The organism is Leptospira johnsonii, from assembly GCF_003112675.1.
Lineage (GTDB): Bacteria > Spirochaetota > Leptospiria > Leptospirales > Leptospiraceae > Leptospira_B > Leptospira_B johnsonii.
The window spans coordinates 785,018-799,751 of record NZ_BFAY01000011.1 but is presented as its reverse complement, the minus strand read 5'-3'; the positions used below and the strand labels follow the sequence as shown (position 1 = coordinate 799,751).

The window sequence follows — 14,734 nt, the reverse complement described above, 5'->3', positions numbered from 1 at the left end:
ATTATCGGCTGTATTCACCTTTTATCCCATCTCCGGTTGACGAACTACGATAAATATCGTAGAAAATAGCGAAGATAAAACTTATTGGGAACTCCGAATGAGCAAGTTGCTGGCTTTTGTAAAATTAATATATTCGTCCAAAAAGCGAAGATTTGCTGCACTAGGAATCTTCCTAACTCTAGTCTTGTTCCTTCTGTATGCATTTATTAAAAGTAGGAAAGAAGAGATCACTCCGAAAGTAGGATCGATCGTCGAATTGGTATACTCTCTCGGAACAGTGAAATCTGAAAGAGTTTACCACTTAAAGTTAGGCGTCACGTCCTCTATCCGGAAGTTGTATGTAAAGGAAGGCCAAGAAGTAAAAGAAGGATCGGACCTGCTTTACACGGACACGGGTACATTATTCAAAGCCCCCTTTTCGGGAACTGTGACAACACTTCCTTATCAAGAAGGAGAAGTTGTGATGCCTGGGACTCCCATTCTGACGATCATGGATCTGAAAAGGACCTACATTTTGCTTTCCTTGGACCAGGATTCAGTTCTGAGAATGCGGCCAGGACAAAGAGCCGAACTAAGCTTTGAAACGATCCGTGGAAACAAACTGACCGGAAAGATTGATCGAGTATATCCTTCCGACGGACAATTTTATGTAACAGTAGATGTAGACTCTATGCCCGAAGGAGTCTTACCCGAAATGACTGCGGATGTAGCGGTTGAAGTGGCAAAAAAGGAAAAAGCACTTTTGGTCCCGGTGAAATCTATCATAAAGGGAAGGATCCATCTAATAAGATCGGGAAAAAAACTTTGGGTGGATGCGAAAGTCGGCGCGGTTGACGGAGAATGGTGTGAGGTATTGGAAAATTCCGTCTTAGAGTCCGATTCCATCCTAATGAACGGAAACCGATAAGGAGATCGGTATGTTTTTCTTAGCAATCCGGCAGTTGATCAGTCGGCCTCAACAAACCTTTCTAACTTTTTTCGGGATCCTTTTGGGAACTGCCGGTTATGTTGTTTTTTCCGGCATGATGCTGGGCTTTCAGGAATACATTACGGATCAGTTGGTGAATAACGATGCACAGATCAGGATATCTCCTAGAGACGAGGTCTTAAAGGAGGAAAGTTTTGATGGAGTTTTTTTTCCCGATTCTTTCGTTCATTGGATTAAACCTCCGTCCGGAAAAACGGATTCAACCCAGCTAACGAACGTTAAGGGTTGGTTCCTAAAATTGGATCTGGATGAGAGGGTAGAGGCATACGCACCTCAATTGAATCGGCAACTGATTTTCAAGTTCGGCAAACAAACTCTTCCCGCCAAACTATACGGCATAGATCCCGTTAGACAAATGAAAGTTACTACAATAGGGAATTACGTCGAAGAGGGGAATCTGAAGGATCTGGATAGAGGAGGAGATGTTATTTTTGCAGGTGCAGGTCTTATAGAACGTTTGGGCGCGGAAGCGGGAGATATCATCCAAGTAGTTTCGACAAACGGAAAAATTTCAAACGTAAAAGTAGAAGGAGTGATTCGGATAGGAAATCGTATGATAGACGAGAGTTCTGTTTATGCGTCTATCCGCACTGTACAAAGACTTACTCAGGCAAACGGTATTATTTCGGAGATTGTAGTCCGATTAAAGGACGTTTCTATGGCTGCGGATGTTGCAACGGAATGGTCTTTCTTGACTAGAGATAAGGTGCAAAGTTGGGACCAAGCATATGAGAGTATCCTTTCGGTATTTAAGACCCAAAACATAGTAAGGAACACTACTACATTTACGATTATCCTGGTAGTTGCATTCGGAATTTATAATGTATTAAATATGGTCGTGAACCATAAGAAAAAAGAGATAGCGATCCTAAGATCTCTCGGGTTCGACGAGAATGATACAATCCGACTTTTCATTATCCAAGGACTCTTATTGGGATTACTGGGTGCTCTTTTGGGACTTCTGGTCGGAGCAGTTGCTTGCTATTGGCTTGATGGTTATCCAATTGGAGGCAAAAGTACGAAAGGTCCGATGATGACGAACGTGATGAAGATCTCTTGGGACTACGGGATCTATATTCAAGCTTTTTGTCTATCAGTGATAACAAGCGGTATAGCTGCATATATTCCAGCTAGGTCGGCATCCAAATTATCTCCGGTAGAGATCATTCGAGGCAGCGCATGAAATATGATCCAAATATAATACTTCGCTGCGATTCTCTGGTAAAATCCTTCGGAGAACCCGCTACTTTAGCAATACGTGATGTAAGCCTTACCATGGGAAAAGGAGAATTCGTTTCTCTAACCGGTCGATCAGGTTCCGGAAAGTCCACCTTGCTTTACATGTTAAGCGGTTTAGATATTCCAAGCTCAGGTAAAGTGTATTTAGAAGGCAAAGATCTTTTCCAAATGGAAAGTAAAGAAACTCATCGTTTTCGGAACAGAAATATCGGTTTCGTTTTTCAGTTCCATTATTTGCTTCCCGAGTTGAGTGCGATCGAGAATATATTGATGCCTGCAAGAAAGATAGGAGAAGAAGGAAAGAAGCGCGATTACGCCAGAAGCCTACTGAAGGATTTTGGATTGGAACATTGCAAAGATAAATATCCTTCGCAAATGTCTGGAGGAGAACAGCAGAGGGCTGCAATCGCAAGGGCACTCATCATGGATCCTGGACTGATATTTGCCGACGAACCTACAGGAAATTTAGATACTGCAAACGGCGACAAAACGATGGAGATCTTTAAAAAAAGGAATAAAGAGAACGGCACAACCATCCTCTATGTGACTCATGATCCGGAATATGCGGCTTTAGCCGATCGAAGGATCAATATGGTCGACGGGCAAATTGAATCGGACCAAAGGCAAAATTCAGGTAAAAAGAAATCTCTAACCTAAGATCCGAATTTTAGCAAAGGTGATCTAAATATCTATAGATCAACCCTTAGGAGGCAAAGGACCTAATTTATCCAGTAACATCTGGTTCACTAGATTCGGATCCGCTTTTCCTTTGGAGACTTTCATTACGTAACCTACGATCGCTCCTAATGCTCTGTCCTTACCTGATTTGTATTTTTGGACAGCGTCTTCGTTTGCAGCGATTGCTTCGTCTACGATCCTTTCGATCTCTTTATCGTCTCGAACTACGATCAGATTTTTTTCTGTTACGATCGTTTCCGGATCTTTGTCCGTTCCGAGCATTTCTTCGAAGACGGTTTTGCCGATCTTACCGGAAATTTTTCCGTCGGCGATAAGTTTTACTAAACCGCCTATTCTTTCGGGACCAACTTTGAATTCGGAGATCGTAATGCTTTCTTTATTAACAATTCCTAATACTTCATCTTTGACCCAGTTAGAGGTTTTTTTTGGGTCTCCGGAAACTTTGAGTGCGCTTTCGTAATAGTCGGCGATCTCTCTTTCCGCAGTTAGGACGTCTGCATCGTATTTAGGAAGTCCTAACTTTTCTACGAATCTGTCTCTTCTTGCATCAGGCAGTTCCGGAAGAGATTTGCGGATATCTTCGACTGTTTCTTTGGTAAGAATGACTGGAGGAAGGTCCGGATCAGGAAAATATCTATAGTCATGGCTCATCTCTTTGGTTCTCATTGTGAGAGTCACGTTAGAAGCAGAGTCCCAAAGTTTGGTTTGTTGAGGAAAGGTTTTTCCCTGAGAATACATATCTCTTTGCCATTCTACTTCATAATCGATAGCTGCTTTGACTGCTTTGAATGAGTTCAGGTTTTTGATCTCTACTCTTGTTCCGAATTTGTCCGAACCTTTCGGGCGAATGGAAACGTTTGCGTCGCAGCGGAGAGAACCTTCTTCCATATTACAATCAGAAACTCTAATATATCTAAGAACTGATTTAAGAGCTAAAAGATAATAATATGCCTCGTCGGAAGAACGCATTTCCGGTTCTGAAACGATCTCAATCAAAGGAGTTCCTGCACGATTCAAGTCCACATAAGACTGAGGGATTTTAGGATCAGCGGAGTGTATTAATTTTCCGGCATCTTCTTCTATATGAATGCGTGTGAGATTTACGGATCTAGGTTGGTCTTCTCCCTTAACGGTAAAAGTGATCTTACCACCTTCGCAGATAGGTCTGTCGAATTGCGAAATTTGGTACCCTTTGGGAAGATCCGGATAAAAATAATTTTTTCTATCGAACTTAGTATGAAGAGTGATATTGGAACCGAATGCCAAGCCCGCCATGATTGCCTTGGTCAAAGCTTCTTCGTTTAAGACAGGTAAAGAGCCTGGAAGTCCCAAACAAACTGAGGAAACCTGAGAATTAGGAGCTGCTCCGAATTTAGAAGGACTATCGGAGAAAACTTTGGAATCCGTGTTTAATTGAGCGTGTACTTCCAAACCGATGATTACTTCGTATTCCATTAGAGCTCCCTTGCCTCAGTTTCCGAAAGATCCGGAAATTTTTCCTTATCCTTGAAATTTTAGAGGCCTATGGAGTTATTCTTCCAAGAGGACCAGTACCGGCAACGGATTTTTGAATGAAACAAACTCTTTGTATAGCCAATCAAAAAGGGGGAGTGGGAAAAACCACCACGTCCGTCCATCTTGCCGTGGGTCTTGCCAGAAAGGGAGAAAGGGTTTTACTCATCGACCTGGATGCCCAGAACAACGCGAGTTCCGTGTTCCCGGAATCTTCTTCCAAGAATGGTAAGGACTCTTTTTTGCTTTTTAGCGAGAAGGTCCCAATTCGCGAACTGATCACCCCGACCAGGATTCCAGGTTTGAGTTTGCTGCCGGCGTCTTCTAAACTTTCTCAGATAGATGTTCTGCTTTCCGGAAAAATGGACGGCTTTTTTGTTCTAAAGGAAGCTTTGGAAACGGTTCAGAATGAGTTTGATTGGGTAGTGATCGATTGTCCGCCTAGTCTTTCTTTAATTACTATGAATGCTTTTGTTGCAGCGACCGGACTAATTGTTCCATTGCAGATCTCAAAATTTTCTTTGGATGGGATAGAAGCGATCTTAGAAGCCAAAAATCATACAGTAAAAAGGTTTAACCCGGGACTGAAAATTTTAGGAGCATTATTGACCTTATTCCAACAGAGGACCACGATGTCTCAAACGGTCGTTCCTATGATTGAAGAACATCTTCGTTTATTCGAATCTAAAATTCCTCCTTCCGTAGCTGTCGAAGAAGCGCATTTATTGAACCAGTCTTTGTACGAGTACCAGCCAAAAAACAAAACGACCAAGGCCTACCAACAATTCACAGACGAGGTCTACTCTTTTGGCGGGTAAGAAGGATTTATTAAAAAAAGCGGCAGGAGCAGCCGTCAAAAAAACATTAGGGGGAGAAGTTTCCCCGGAAGAAAAACCGGATCCAAAAACCCCGGACAAGCCAGCTGTTCCTGAACAAAGTTCCAAGTCGGAGACCGATTCTGCTCCTTCTGAATCGCCCGAAAGCCGGGAAAAACAATTGCCCAAAAAAGAGCCCATTTTCAAGCTAAACAACGGTATGAGGATAGAAGAATACACACAAACGGGACTCCGCGATTCTAACGGAAATAAAAAATGGATCCGCATTCTCGGTGTCTTCTTGGTATTGATCTTTGTTTGGTGGCTTTGGCCTTCTAAACACGAGATCTATATGGACGTAGATAAAATGACTCCGGATAAGGTTTCCGGAATGGGTTCTGAAAAAGAATATCATTTCACTCACGGACAAGACTTTTTCATTTATTATAAAAGAGGTGGTTGGTTTTCTCCTGATAAGATCAGACTTACGATCTACAAGGTGGACGAAACCAAGGAAGAGATCAGCGTTCAAGAAAAAGAATTCAAACGCAGATTCGATAAATTCCAAACCTACTATGACGATTCTTTCTTCGACGACGAAGGCGCTTACGAAGCAGAGATCAAGGACGAGAATGGAGAAATTCTCGTGACCAAAAAATTCACCATCGACTAGATGAAATTTTCAAAATTTATAATATTCTTCGTTTGCTCCTTTGCGTTTTTTTGCGAATCCGCGGAAAAACCTCATGGCCTTCCTGCAGGTGCAAAGTACGACAAAAACATGAACGCTTATATCCTGAACGAGCCCGGACTCGCCAGAATATATTACGATAATGGAAAGTTGTATTTTGAATGCCCATTGGATGAGAATAAACTCTATCACGGACTATGTAAATCCTATCTCAGATCCGAAGAAGGTATCTCTTCCCAAGGAAAATACGAGCACGGTTCCAAGATTGGTGACTGGGTTTGGTATTTTGCGGACGGCAAACCTTATATCAAACAAAGCTTCGGAAGCCAGATCAAAGACGAATTCGCCCAAATTAATGGGGATGAAGGAAACGAAGAAGGTCCGTATGAGAGATATTATCCTCAAGGAACTCTGGAAGTAAAAGGCAATTATAAGAACGGACAAAAATCCGATTTTTGGCAGAAATACTTCAAAGACGGAGAATTGGAATATTCAGGTTATTATTCCAAAGGAAGAAAGATCCGCACCTGGTTCTATTATTTCCCGAACAGACAAACCGAGTCTGTAGAAGTTTTCGATGAGAGTGGTAATTTCTTATCCAGGACTATCTTTTCCCCTGCAGGGAAAGTTCTTTGCGAAGTTCAGAAAAAAGAATCTCACTGCGGATAATATAAATGGACCCCAGAAATCTCAAACTCGAGAAGTTTGCAGCCTGGGGATTCTTTATCATTACGATTTATTTAAGCGTTTATCTCACTCTGAACCATTATGCAGGAGAAGGTTTTATACTTTCCCTGATTGTAACCCATTTGGGGATATTTATCGCATTTAGAAGAGTGCTAGACAGATTGAGTTATTCTGTTTTAGCTTTTTCTCATATTGTTCTTTGTTATTGGTTGGGAAAGAACGCTTTAGAGATTTTGTCTACTATCGATGGATGGAAACAGGGATTCTAATATTCCGAAATTGATCGTAAGCAGAATGAATAAGAAAAGGATAAATACAACCACCAAAATCAGGACTAAAAGTATCATCAAAGAGATCCTGATAAATCTAACCTGTAAATAGCTGATGCCCAAAGCCAAATTTTGGTAAGTGCTTAACTCAGGACTTTTTCCGAATTTGAGATAATTCCGAATATAAAATGCGGAAACAGCGATAACCGCGCCTGCGATCAAAATCCCGAAAGGTTCAGAATAATTTTTCTGGATAACGAATAGAGGAATATAAACTATATTTCCGATCAAGGTCCCCAATGCCACAATCCCTAAAAAATGGAGAAGTGCAGTTGCAAAAGAATAGTTCCAGCTACTTTCGGATCTAAATTCAGATTCATCTTCTCTCAGATTTTTAAGAGAATGAAAACGATCCGAATCTTCTTTCGAGAAAAGTTTTCCGATGGTAAACATCAGATAAACCATACCTATAATCCAGGCGAATGCTAAGAATAGAGAAGGTATCACCCAAAAAAGATCTTCCGTTCTTCCAGAACTTGCCCCGGCTAAAGCGATATTCGGCATACTAAAAAGTCCGTGAATAAAACCGAAAAAGTACAGGACCCTATTTAAGAATGTGTAAAAGAATGCTCTGAAATAAAGAGAAAGAAAAGAAGTCAAAGAAAGGATAGCTAAGAACAGATAAAAGAAGATCTGCATTTTTTGTCCGAGCAGAACTCTACCTAATCTATTTTTGATCTCATCCGGTTGGGAATCAGCCGGAAGGTTTGGATCTTCTATCTCTTTTATGATCTTTTCAGTTAGAAGCATTTGAGAGATCGCTCCACCTTGGAAATAAAATCCGGAGATAGGCTCTCTCGCAGTCCCATCCAACAATGCTTCCATTGTAGCTGTGTCGTTTGTATTCAGAAATGTAGGTTGGAGGAAAAGTTGAAATCCGCTGACCAGCAGAAGTACGAAAGGAATAATATAAGTAATGGTCAATTTAATGCGAGATTTCATATCGTAATCCGTCGATAGGGCTATGATTTTACTAAGCTGGATTCTCTCCATCCAAAAAGTTGCATAGGAAAGACCTGACTTAAAGTAGGAATACAAAAATTGCGATCATTCCGATCCCCACGACTCCCAATGCGATCAATACAGTCAGAAGTAGACTGGATTCTCCCGCTTCTAAGGAAGCGTTGGACGCCGCAGAAGTGCTTGGACCGGATTTAGAAGAGATCGGTTTTTCTCCAGTATAAAGTCGGACCTTGATGGAATTCTCTTCTTCGTAAATTTTACCGAAGACATCGTTTCCAATTTTAACAATGGTTTCGTTCTCTACACCTTTGTTCTCTGTGGCAACAACCGTGGCAGGAATCGGTTTTATACTTCCGTCTTCGGTTTTGAGTTTCATAGAATCTATGATTCCCAAAGTAGTAGGATCGTTTCCTATAAGTTGGACTACGATCTGGTCTCCAGGTTTGAGTTGGTTTACCGGAATTCCGGAAACGGGAGAAAGAATAAATTTGAACTGAACTCTTGCAGCAGTAGGCGGAATGGAAGCATCTATCCCAGTCGGAACTCCAACAGGAATCGTAGGAAGCTCTTCCTGTGGGGATCCTTCTTGGGTTTCTTCGGAATCCAAAGTTTCAATGGAAGATTTTCCTGAACCTGCCTCATCAATCTTGTCGCGATCGATTAGAGAATACCAAAGACTGATATCCGGTTTGGAATTTCCCATAGCTTGGTTTTGGATCTGATTGATCAGATATCTTATCTTTTCGTCTTCACGTTTATTGATATAATGAATGAGCTGCTCCATAAAATCGTCGGAGCGTCCGCTAGTTTGGAATAATTCCTGAAGTTTATTAGTGAGGTTTTTAAGTTGTTTACCTTCGTATTTGATCTTTTGGCACAGATTGGTGATATCTTTGAAGGTAGTTCCGGATAACGGAATATTGATCAACTCGCCGTTTCCCACAGCAACTACATCGAATCTATCGACCCGGCTGGAAACCGGATCAACGATTCCCCCAAATAAGATGTAAAGAGAGGAAGCCGCGTCCCTAGACTGGAATAATAAGGAGTATACTTGTTCGGATGGCATATAATTTCGAATGAAAGACCGATCCTACTATGAGGCCAAATCGGTATCGACTTTTTTTTGACATCCTGCATCGGAATCTTATAATTGTCAAACTAAGGAAATTTGCGGATATGTTTAATTTCAACCGCCCAACTGATGCATTTCTTCTTTCATAGATCCCCCCTAATCCTACTTCTTACTTCCCGCTATATTCGAGGATCCAGAGTCACAGGATTGCTTTCGATCAAGTCCAGGATTTCGTTTATCGTGATGGCTGTCGGAGTCGCCCTGCTCATCGTAGTTCTTTCCATCTTCAACGGATTCCAAAGGCAACTTAAGGAATCTCTGTGGCAAGGCGGAGAACATATTACAATTGAAAGTAGTTCCAATGGCGGAGAGATCCGAGATTACCAAAAGATCATCAAATACATACAAAATGATCCTGACCTCAAAGACAGGATCATTTCTGTTGAAGGTGGGATCCAAAGTCATGGACTCATACAGAGATATAACGTATTTTATCCGGTTCTCATCAAGGCAGTCGCTGTCCCAAGCGTAGATGCGTTGATCGAGAACAAACTTCATAACTTTCCCAGAGTGGTTCACTACGATAGGGAAGAACTTGGCCATTTAAACCGAGAGAACTATATCATCCTTGGAAAAGAAATGGAGGATCTATACAATTTCAGTTTGGGCAAACAACTTACTTTAGCGGTTCCAGGGGGAAGGTTCTCTCTCGGAAAAGGTGTAGAAGTAAGCGTTCAGAATTTCAGAGTATCCGGATTTTTTAAAACAGGGAACTACAAGTTCGATTCCAGTTTCGTTTATATGGCATTGCCGGTGGCCCAGAAATTTTTCAAAATGAAAGATTCTGTAAATCAGATCACGATCAAAGCAAAGTCTCTGGACGATCTTGCGATCAGCAAACGGAAGTTGTACAAACTTTTTAATAGTTTAGAATTCGAGCAGGAAATAGATGCAGCTTCTTCTTTATCTGTGAGAACGATCGCAGAAGAGCAGGAAAATTTATTAGCAGCCCTGCAGTTGGAAAAGACGATCATCTCCATAATCGTTTTCTTATTTATTATCTTGGCAGCACTCGGGATGGTCGCATCCGTATATTCTTTAGTGCGTGCAAAACGTAAGTCCATTGGAGTGCTTAAAGCCCTTGGACTTCCTGCTTCGGATATTCTGCTGATCTTTACATTGAATGCGATGCTTGTGGGAATTTTAGCTTCTTTGACTGGGGGAGTTGGTGGAATATTCTTAGCGAATTCTCTCGATAGCATTATTGGTTATATCGAAGAGATCATCAATATGGTAGGGCTTTCTTTCACAGGTTCCGACTGGACTCCTGTGGAGCTAGTTCCTAAACGTATCTATTATTTCGATAAACTGCCTGTCGATATTAACATACCTTTTATTTTTATGGTTACCACTGCGGCCACGATACTTTCCGGAATTGCAGGATACTTCCCCGCGAGATGGGCGGCAAGCTTGAACCCTGTCGACACGATAAGGAACGACTAACGTGAGCATTATTAAGATCCGAAATCTGGTTAAAAAATATCATATCCTGGAAAAGGAATTTTCCGTATTGGATGGATTGGACATGGACGTGGAAGAAGGCGAGATCTTCTCCATCGAAGGAAAATCCGGGATCGGAAAATCCACTCTTCTGAATATACTTGGCGCCATGGATAGTTTCGATTCCGGAGAGGTCGAAGTCTGCGGCACCAATCTAAGCGATATGGACGAAAGAGGAAAGGAAAGTTTCCGCGCCGAAAAGATCGCATTCATCTTTCAACATCATCTTCTTCTTCCCGACTTCTCCGCATTGGAGAATGTGAGTATTCCACTTTTGATCAAAGGTTATTCTACTTCTAAAGCGGAGAAGGAAGCAATCTCCATGTTGGAAAAAGTGGGATTGAAAGAAAGGATCCATAGTCATCCTTCTCAATTATCAGGTGGAGAAAGTGCAAGAGTAGGAGTGGCAAGAGCGCTTGTCGCAGGAAAAAAACTCATACTTGCAGACGAACCTACTGGAAACTTGGACAGAGAGAATTCCAGAAATCTAATGGGCCTGATCCAAGAACTACAAAAGGATCTTAGATTCAGCTTAATACTGGTGACTCACGATATGGAACTGGCGGCACTCGCACATAAAAGAAACCAGATCTTCCAAGGGAAACTCAAACCAGCTTCGGTCCCACAGACGGTATAAACATTTATGGATGGCTGTATTTATTGCGGCTTATCCCTTCTCGACTGGAAAAATCGGGGAAAGATCGGATGCGCTCATTGTATCCAATTTTTGGGAGAAGAATATACCAAGTTTATTCCAATCCAGGCCCCTTCCGATTGGGAACCACCTTCTCATTTCCCAGCGATTACCATTTGGGAAAAATTCAGAAAAACAAATTGGGAAGAAGGCCTGTCCTATATAGATTCGAATCGTTTGCCTTTCACATATAGATTCCGTATTGCTAGAAATCCGAAACATTCTACATATACCAAACGTACCGAAAAAACGGACCAATTCCTAAATTCGTTCATAGGCGAGAATGATTCCCAAGTTAAAGATCCAAACTTCGGAAAAAAACAACCGATCTCGGAATTAAAACAAAGAATTCCCTGGAATTCAGGGACATTAGTAATGGGAGACGAGGATCATATTCGTTGGGAATATGTGACTGATTCCCTACTTGAGTTAAACTCTGTCCTAAAATCTGATTTTTTAACGAAATTCGAGGCGGAAGATAAGTTTGATTTTCAAAAAGGGATCGGATTCATCAATTCCTGTCCTACCAATTCCGGTTTTGGGGACAAACTTTCTGTTTCCATTCCGGCAAGACTTGCGGACTCGGGAGAGTTAAGGGATTTCAGGCTGCCTACTGACTGGGGCTTCTATCGGGAAGAATTGAAGGGCAGATTGGTATTTTTCCGAAAAAATTTCGGTCCAAATCGAAAAAATTCCTTTTTCAATTTGGTTTCGTATTTAGCCTTACTGGTAATAAGCGGAAAAGAAGGGACAAAAGCCTCATTTGACCCGTAATCCTTTTTGGTTAACTAGTCCGATATATTCTTTAAGGGAGATTCCGGCTCCCAGTTGGAAATTGGATGCGAATACAGTCTAACCTACAGAACCCATCAGGAAGGGCGTGCAATTATGTTGGAATTTACTAAAAGAGCAAAACGAGTAATCAACGAGATCGCGCAGGACGAAGCAAAACGTCTTGGTAGCGAATTTATAGGCCCTGAACATATCTTATTAGGATTGTTAAAGGAAGAAGATTCGGTCGCGATAAAAATACTGAATAACCTGAACATCAACCTGAACGAACTTCGTAAAGAAGTAGAGCGCAGGACCAGGGAGAACTCCGGCACATTGTTGATGGACATGGCCCAAGGACAGGATCGATACCAAAAAATTATCGAACTCTCTAAGGAAGAAGCCAAACGTCTCAAACACAACTATGTTGGAACAGAGCATATTCTTCTAGCATTATTGCGAGATAATAATAATATCGCTGGTGGAGCGTTATACTCCTTTAGCGTGAATTATAATGTGATCAAAGGAGAGATCTTACGTCTATTGGGCGCTCCTCCTACAAGCACAGTTGGAGTTTCCAGTCAGCCTACTGCTCAGCCAGGAACTCCACGTGCTGAAAAAACTAAAACTCCGATCTTGGACGAGTTTGCAAGAGATCTTACTCAACTAGCCAGAGATAAAAAACTGGATCCAGTTGTAGGAAGAGCGAACGAGATCCAGAGAGTGATCCAAATCCTTTCTCGTAAAACCAAGAACAACCCAGTATTGGTTGGAGAATCCGGAGTTGGTAAAACTGCAATCGTAGAAGGACTCGCACTTGCGATCGTAGAGAAGAATGTTCCGGATCTTCTTTTCGAAAAACGTGTACTTTCCCTGGATCTAGCAAGCTTGATCGCAGGAACCAAGTATCGCGGAGAATTCGAAGAAAGATTAAAGAAGATCATGAAAGAAATTTCTTCTTCTAATAATATCATCATATTTATCGACGAGTTGCATACTCTGATCGGAGCAGGAGCAGCAGAAGGAGCGGTAGACGCCGCAAATATCCTGAAACCTGCACTTGCAAGAGGGGAACTGCAATGTATCGGCGCTACTACAAGCACTGAATACCGCAAGTATATCGAGCGTGATTCCGCATTGGAAAGAAGGTTCCAAGTCGTAAAAGTTGCAGAACCTTCTGTAGACGATGCTATTCAAATCCTTACCGGATTGAAAAAAGCATACGAAGCTCACCATAAGGTGCGTTATTCAGAAAGAGCTTTGGATCAAGCAGTTAGATTATCTCATAGATATATCAATGATAGATATCTACCAGACAAAGCGATCGATATCATCGACGAAGCGGGTGCAAAAGCAAGACTTGCGAACTGTGCTCGTCCTCAAGCAGTGAAAGACTTGGAAGAAGAGATCAAAACACTCTCTCAAAAGAAAGAAGATCTAGTTCGTTCCCAAGAGTATGAAAAAGCTGCTGGAGTTCGCGACGAAGTAAATCGTAAGAAACAAGTTCTGGAAGAAAAGATCAGATCTTGGCAGGAGAAACTGGATGATTTCGCAGTTTCTATCGATGAAGACGATATTCTTTCCGTGGTTTCTCAATGGACCGGAATTCCGTTACAAAGAATGGAAGAGAACGAGTCCGCGAGACTTCTTCGTTTGGAAGAGGAACTTAAACTAAGAGTTGTCGGCCAGGACGAAGCGATCGAAAAAATCGCAAAATCCGTTCGCAGGGCAAGGACTGGATTTAAAGCAGAGCGTAGACCTACTGGATCCTTTATCTTCCTCGGACCTACAGGTGTGGGTAAAACCGAGCTTGCGAAAGCTTTGGCTGAGTTCTTATTCGGAGACCAAGATGCAATGTTACGTGTGGATATGTCCGAGTATATGGAACCACATGCGGTCAGTAGATTGATCGGAGCTCCTCCTGGTTATGTTGGTTACGATGATGGCGGACAATTAACTGAGTTTGTACGTAAAAAACCGTATTCTATCATTCTATTGGATGAGATCGAAAAAGCTCACCATGATATTTTCAACGTTCTTCTCCAAGTAATGGAAGAAGGGAACCTGACGGACACCAAAGGACGTAAGGTAAACTTCAGGGACGCGATCATCATCATGACTTCGAATATCGGCGCCAAAGAAATTTCGAGCAGTGTAAGACTCGGATTCGAGGACCGTTCCGGAGAAGAGGACAAATATAAGTCCGACCAAGCTAGAGAGCAGTTGAAAAAACATTTCAACCCAGAGTTCTTGAACCGTGTGGACGAAGTTGTTTACTTCAAACCTCTCAGAAAAGAAGAGCTTATGGCGATTATGGATATCATGATCAAAGACACCAATAAGAGATTATTGGATAAGAAGATCAGGATAGACCTAACTCAAGAAGCGAAGGATCACTTCATGGATATAGGCTACGACGAGAAGTTCGGTGCACGTCCATTACGCAGAGTGTTCCAACGTGAGTTAGAAGATTATATGGCAGTCCAAACCTTGAAAGGCGCTTATAAAGAGCCTACTAAGATCACGGTTTCCTTCAAAGAAGGTAAACTGGACTTCTTGGAAGAAGCTTGGACCGATTATAAACCTGCGGATCAAGGTTCCGACGGAGGAAATTCTCCGAACAATCCGGAGCGTTCCGAAGAACCTGCGCTAGTGTAAAAGATCTTTGCCCTCCTTCGGAGACGAAAGGGGGGCTTTTGATCTAAAAAGGG

General features: G+C 41.9%; 14 protein-coding genes. 11 read left to right on the top strand and 3 right to left on the bottom strand.

The genetic code is table 11. The annotated features are described in order from the left end of the window. Nucleotides 1–97 precede the first annotated feature (97 nt). The 3 genes from LPTSP_RS12705 to LPTSP_RS12695 are packed head-to-tail and all read left to right on the top strand — an operon-like array spanning nucleotide 98 to nucleotide 2,884. Nucleotides 98–907, top strand: a complete 810-nt coding sequence (locus tag LPTSP_RS12705; protein ID WP_108929092.1) for an efflux RND transporter periplasmic adaptor subunit — start codon at nucleotides 98–100, stop codon at nucleotides 905–907. A 10-nt stretch (nucleotides 908–917) separates the two neighbouring features. Beyond that, on the top strand, nucleotides 918–2,171 hold the full coding sequence (locus LPTSP_RS12700) for an ABC transporter permease (protein ID WP_108929091.1): 1,254 nt from the start codon (nucleotides 918–920) through the stop codon (nucleotides 2,169–2,171). Beyond that, complete coding sequence (locus tag LPTSP_RS12695) at nucleotides 2,168–2,884, top strand: ABC transporter ATP-binding protein (RefSeq protein WP_108929090.1); 717 nt, start codon at nucleotides 2,168–2,170, stop codon at nucleotides 2,882–2,884. The genes LPTSP_RS12700 and LPTSP_RS12695 overlap by 4 nt, the downstream gene beginning before the upstream one ends. Before the next feature lie 39 nt (nucleotides 2,885–2,923). Here the strand turns inward: LPTSP_RS12695 and gatB are convergent, their stop codons facing one another. Further along, complete coding sequence (gene gatB / locus LPTSP_RS12690) at nucleotides 2,924–4,381, bottom strand: Asp-tRNA(Asn)/Glu-tRNA(Gln) amidotransferase subunit GatB (protein WP_108929089.1); 1,458 nt, start codon at nucleotides 4,379–4,381, stop codon at nucleotides 2,924–2,926. Between the two features lie 116 nt (nucleotides 4,382–4,497). Between gatB and LPTSP_RS12685 the strand changes: the two genes are divergently transcribed. From LPTSP_RS12685 to LPTSP_RS12670, 4 genes are read left to right on the top strand one after another with little or no spacing between them, the layout of a single operon-like run. Then, nucleotides 4,498–5,256, top strand: coding sequence for a ParA family protein (locus LPTSP_RS12685; protein ID WP_108929088.1), 759 nt, complete (start codon nucleotides 4,498–4,500; stop codon nucleotides 5,254–5,256). Beyond that, nucleotides 5,246–5,926: a hypothetical protein gene (locus LPTSP_RS12680; RefSeq protein ID WP_108929087.1), complete on the top strand. Its 681-nt coding sequence runs from the start codon at nucleotides 5,246–5,248 to the stop codon at nucleotides 5,924–5,926. Before LPTSP_RS12685 ends, LPTSP_RS12680 begins: the two co-directional genes overlap by 11 nt. Beyond that, on the top strand, nucleotides 5,927–6,613 hold the full coding sequence (locus LPTSP_RS12675) for a toxin-antitoxin system YwqK family antitoxin (protein WP_108929086.1): 687 nt from the start codon (nucleotides 5,927–5,929) through the stop codon (nucleotides 6,611–6,613). A 5-nt stretch (nucleotides 6,614–6,618) separates the two neighbouring features. Next, the gene (locus tag LPTSP_RS12670; RefSeq protein ID WP_108929085.1) at nucleotides 6,619–6,900 is read left to right on the top strand and encodes a hypothetical protein; all 282 of its coding nucleotides are present in this window, start codon (nucleotides 6,619–6,621) and stop codon (nucleotides 6,898–6,900) included. Here the strand turns inward: LPTSP_RS12670 and LPTSP_RS12665 are convergent. Next, nucleotides 6,856–7,902: an LIC_10230 family protein gene (locus LPTSP_RS12665; protein WP_108929904.1), complete on the bottom strand. Its 1,047-nt coding sequence runs from the start codon at nucleotides 7,900–7,902 to the stop codon at nucleotides 6,856–6,858. The two genes, LPTSP_RS12670 and LPTSP_RS12665, sit on opposite strands and share 45 nt — an antisense overlap. A 79-nt stretch (nucleotides 7,903–7,981) precedes the next feature. Beyond that, nucleotides 7,982–8,992 carry a hypothetical protein gene (locus LPTSP_RS12660; RefSeq protein ID WP_108929084.1) on the bottom strand — a complete coding sequence of 337 codons (1,011 nt, stop codon included), beginning with the start codon at nucleotides 8,990–8,992 and terminating at the stop codon, nucleotides 7,982–7,984. 135 nt (nucleotides 8,993–9,127) lie between these two features. Here LPTSP_RS12660 and LPTSP_RS12655 point away from each other — a divergent pair, with 135 nt between their 5' ends. The 4 genes from LPTSP_RS12655 (at nucleotide 9,128) to LPTSP_RS12640 (ending at nucleotide 14,681) form a co-directional block, all read left to right on the top strand. Further along, on the top strand, nucleotides 9,128–10,501 hold the full coding sequence (locus LPTSP_RS12655; protein WP_108929083.1) for an ABC transporter permease: 1,374 nt from the start codon (nucleotides 9,128–9,130) through the stop codon (nucleotides 10,499–10,501). 1 nt (nucleotide 10,502) lies between these two features. Continuing rightward, on the top strand, nucleotides 10,503–11,195 hold the full coding sequence (locus tag LPTSP_RS12650) for an ABC transporter ATP-binding protein (RefSeq protein WP_108929082.1): 693 nt from the start codon (nucleotides 10,503–10,505) through the stop codon (nucleotides 11,193–11,195). A gap of 6 nt (nucleotides 11,196–11,201) precedes the next feature. Then, the gene (locus LPTSP_RS12645; RefSeq protein ID WP_174704461.1) at nucleotides 11,202–12,026 is read left to right on the top strand and encodes an ATP--guanido phosphotransferase; all 825 of its coding nucleotides are present in this window, start codon (nucleotides 11,202–11,204) and stop codon (nucleotides 12,024–12,026) included. A gap of 114 nt (nucleotides 12,027–12,140) precedes the next feature. After that, nucleotides 12,141–14,681 (top strand): ATP-dependent Clp protease ATP-binding subunit, encoded by a 2,541-nt coding sequence (locus tag LPTSP_RS12640; protein ID WP_108929081.1) that lies wholly within the window; start codon nucleotides 12,141–12,143, stop codon nucleotides 14,679–14,681. Nucleotides 14,682–14,734 lie beyond the last annotated feature (53 nt).

What these genes read in the sequence shown, in the direction of transcription:
- LPTSP_RS12705 (WP_108929092.1), top strand. Translation starts at nt 98, where the DNA reads ATGAGCAAGTTGCTGGCTTTTGTAAAATTAATATATTCGTCCAAAAAG.
- LPTSP_RS12700 (WP_108929091.1), top strand. Translation starts at nt 918, where the DNA reads ATGTTTTTCTTAGCAATCCGGCAGTTGATCAGTCGGCCTCAACAAACC.
- LPTSP_RS12695 (WP_108929090.1), top strand. Translation starts at nt 2,168, where the DNA reads ATGAAATATGATCCAAATATAATACTTCGCTGCGATTCTCTGGTAAAA.
- gatB (WP_108929089.1), bottom strand. Translation starts at nt 4,381, where the DNA reads ATGGAATACGAAGTAATCATCGGTTTGGAAGTACACGCTCAATTAAAC.
- LPTSP_RS12685 (WP_108929088.1), top strand. Translation starts at nt 4,498, where the DNA reads ATGAAACAAACTCTTTGTATAGCCAATCAAAAAGGGGGAGTGGGAAAA.
- LPTSP_RS12675 (WP_108929086.1), top strand. Translation starts at nt 5,927, where the DNA reads ATGAAATTTTCAAAATTTATAATATTCTTCGTTTGCTCCTTTGCGTTT.
- LPTSP_RS12670 (WP_108929085.1), top strand. Translation starts at nt 6,619, where the DNA reads ATGGACCCCAGAAATCTCAAACTCGAGAAGTTTGCAGCCTGGGGATTC.
- LPTSP_RS12665 (WP_108929904.1), bottom strand. Translation starts at nt 7,902, where the DNA reads ATGAAATCTCGCATTAAATTGACCATTACTTATATTATTCCTTTCGTA.
- LPTSP_RS12660 (WP_108929084.1), bottom strand. Translation starts at nt 8,992, where the DNA reads ATGCCATCCGAACAAGTATACTCCTTATTATTCCAGTCTAGGGACGCG.
- LPTSP_RS12655 (WP_108929083.1), top strand. Translation starts at nt 9,128, where the DNA reads ATGCATTTCTTCTTTCATAGATCCCCCCTAATCCTACTTCTTACTTCC.
- LPTSP_RS12645 (WP_174704461.1), top strand. Translation starts at nt 11,202, where the DNA reads ATGGATGGCTGTATTTATTGCGGCTTATCCCTTCTCGACTGGAAAAAT.
- LPTSP_RS12640 (WP_108929081.1), top strand. Translation starts at nt 12,141, where the DNA reads ATGTTGGAATTTACTAAAAGAGCAAAACGAGTAATCAACGAGATCGCG.